Annotated in this window: 1 protein-coding gene and 3 pseudogenes; 2 read left to right on the top strand and 2 right to left on the bottom strand. The window is 36.2% G+C overall.

Annotated elements, in window-relative coordinates; all coding sequences use genetic code 11:
• Nucleotides 1-127: 127 nt before the first annotated feature.
• A pseudogene (locus IQ242_RS21705) lies at nt 128-882 on the top strand (ISAs1 family transposase); the annotation flags it as partial.
• Nucleotides 883-964: 82 nt separating this feature from the next.
• A pseudogene (locus IQ242_RS21700) lies at nt 965-1,963 on the top strand (IS630 family transposase).
• A gap of 113 nt (nt 1,964-2,076) precedes the next feature.
• Here the strand turns inward: IQ242_RS21700 and IQ242_RS21695 are convergent.
• Nucleotides 2,077-2,286 carry a hypothetical protein gene (locus IQ242_RS21695; RefSeq protein WP_012267522.1) on the bottom strand — a complete coding sequence of 70 codons (210 nt, stop codon included), beginning with the start codon at nt 2,284-2,286 and terminating at the stop codon, nt 2,077-2,079.
• Between the two features lie 16 nt (nt 2,287-2,302).
• Nucleotides 2,303-2,560: pseudogene (locus IQ242_RS21690) on the bottom strand (PIN domain-containing protein); the annotation flags it as partial.
• Nucleotides 2,561-2,787: the final 227 nt, after the last annotated feature.

Genomic DNA, 2,787 nt, shown 5'->3' with positions numbered 1-2,787 from the left:
TTTTATGTGTCAACATATCAGCTATGTACACTGGTTTAGGAAAATTGTCTATTCAATCTGAAAAATGGCGTTCTGGGGTTGTCATGTTCTTAAATGTAAAGTTTTGTTACGAGATTCAACATTTCTGCCTTTATGGATAGTATTAGTAGTAATAATACTGGGAACAATGCTAGGATACTCAGGTGATCGAGAGCTAGGAGAGTTGGCTAAAAATAATCGGCACAGGCTCAGTCAAGAATTTAACATAATTCCAGAAAGAGTCCCATCCTATTCAACAATTAGAAGGGTAATGATGGGAGTTGATGGTCAGATTTTGTTAAAAATGTTTAAGGAATGGGCATTACAAGAATATGGACAAAGAGATGATATAAATTGGCTAGGTATGGATGGAAAAAGTCTCAAAAACACCCTAAGTAATCCTAACAATGAACAACAAAATTTCATCATGTTTGTCTCATTGTTTAGTCAAGAAAGTGGATTAGTATTACACTTAAAAAGAATCGAAAACAAAAAAGGGTCTGAAATCGACGAAGGGCAAGCTATAATTGAGGATTGCACTCTCCAAAATAAAGTTTTTACTGGGGATGCTTTACACTGTCAGAAAAAAACAATCAGCTTAATAGCCAAGAGTAAAAATGACTATGTTATCACCGTTAAAGGAAATCAGAAAAATCTTTATCAGCGAATACAAGACCTGAGTAATTACTCAAAGCCAGAAAGTTTCTTTCTCGAACAAGATAATAGTCATGGACGAAAAATATCAAGAAAAATAGAAGTTTTTAAAGTGAAGAAAAATGAAAGACAAGGGTTGGAAAATCTGCGCAGAATTTTAAAGTAGAAAGAAGGGGTAGTCGCGGGGATAAAACCTATGAAGAAACAGCTTAAGTAGTCATGCAAAATTAATTACCCAAATAAAAAATTAAGAAGTATAATAGATGAAGAAACGAAGTAGCAGGAAAATACAATGAGATTTATTAGAGACCTAAACCCCGAGAGCCAGAAAATGCTAGAGAGAATTTATCGAGCTAGTAAACATCATCAAGTAAGAGAGCGAGCGAAATGTATACTCTTAAGTTTTCAGGGAACCACGATAGAAGAATTGAGCGGAATATTTGGAGTTACGAGAAAGACCATCTATAATTGGTTGACGGCCTGGGAAGATAGAAAACTAATTGGTTTTTATAATCGTCGAGGAAGAGGGAGAAAACCTAAATTGACAGAAGCACAAAGCCAACAAGTTATTGACTGGGTAAAAGAAGAACCGAAAAGCTTAAAAAAAATCCAGCTCAAAATTGTAGAAGAATGGAAATTAACCGTAAGCAAAGACAGGATAAAAAGACTAATAAAAAAAATCAACATGAGGTGGAAAAGGGTGAGAAGAGGGGTGGGCAAAACCCCTGATGAGTGGGAGCTTGAGGTCAAAATACCTATTTTAGAAGAACTCAAAAAACAGGAAAAAAGAGGAGAGATTGAGATAGGATATTTGGATGAAATGGGATGGGATTCAAAGCCTTGTATTCCTTAGGCTTGGCAAGAAGAAAAAACCACGATAAAGTTACCACCAATTGAAGGTAAAAGACTAAATATTTTAGGAATAATGAAACGAGATAATCAATTATTTTATGAGACACAGGTCGGAACGGTTACTAGCGAGACAGTTATCAATTTTCTGGATAAATATTGCCAAAATATACAGAAAAAAACTGTCATAATAATTGACCAAGCTTCCATTCATACCAGCGATGCATTTATCGAGAAACTTGAGGAATGGGAAAAGAAAAACTTGAAAATATTTTGGTTGCCCACTTATTCACCTCATTTAAATTTAATTGAAATATTATGGAGATTTTTAAAATATGAATGGATTGAATTTAGCGCCTATAAAGACCGAAAGAGCCTCCTCGCTTACGTTAAAAAAGTGCTGGACAATTTTGGAGGCGAGTATGTAATTAATTTTGCATAGGTACTTAGCATCTTTAAGTAGCTTGAGGACATAAGCTTCTAAAGAAAGACCTTTCTCTGTCGCTTTTTGGCTGAGATATTGTTCGATTTCCGATGTTAAATTAAGAGTTAGTGTCATAAGTCTTTAATCTGGTAGTAAATATCCTTCGCTGTCATTTCGCCAAATAACTGATCTTTAATTTCTAAATAATTTAGAGGTTGGGATGATGTTTCTCTTAGAAAGAAGGCCGCTTTAGCAATTCCCAATCTTTCTACGAGAGCTTTAACTCCCTCTTTTCTAATTTCCTCAATCTCAGGAATCGTCAAATCTGTTGGAACTTTCATAGTAATTTTTCTCAATTCAAGCGTTGAAAATAATGGCGACAAACTCCACAGGAGTTTTAACAGCAAGAGTGCCACTGTATTTTTTAATCATTCGATCGTCGCAGGTAATGAAGTAGTCTGCTTCTATAGCTTCGGCACAAGCAATATGCAAAGCATCTACTCCTTTAATTTTAGCAGAGGTTTCGATTTGCTGCGATCTTGCTAAGACCTCTTCCGTAATCAGTTGAAAGTGCCTAGCTTGTTGCAGGACTAGCTCGACAAAAGTGCGGCGGTCGCTGTAAGGATTTCGCTGGGTTTCATATACCTGGACTTCCCCGTTGACAAAAAGCCATAACCTGTGCTGTAGAAGGGATGAAGAGAATTTACCCCCCCCTCGTTACTGGGTACAAATCAGGGAAACTCCCAATAAATCTAACGCTTTTTGTTGCAGTTGGGTCGGTCGAGTTATCTTAGAAAAACGATAACTTCCCTCCCTAATCGTACATTCCACTGTATTCAAGC

The organism is Microcystis sp. LEGE 08355 (genome assembly GCF_015207185.1).
In the GTDB taxonomy this organism is placed as follows: Bacteria; Cyanobacteriota; Cyanobacteriia; order Cyanobacteriales; family Microcystaceae; genus Microcystis; species Microcystis panniformis.
This window is presented reverse-complemented; position numbering and strand designations above follow the sequence as displayed.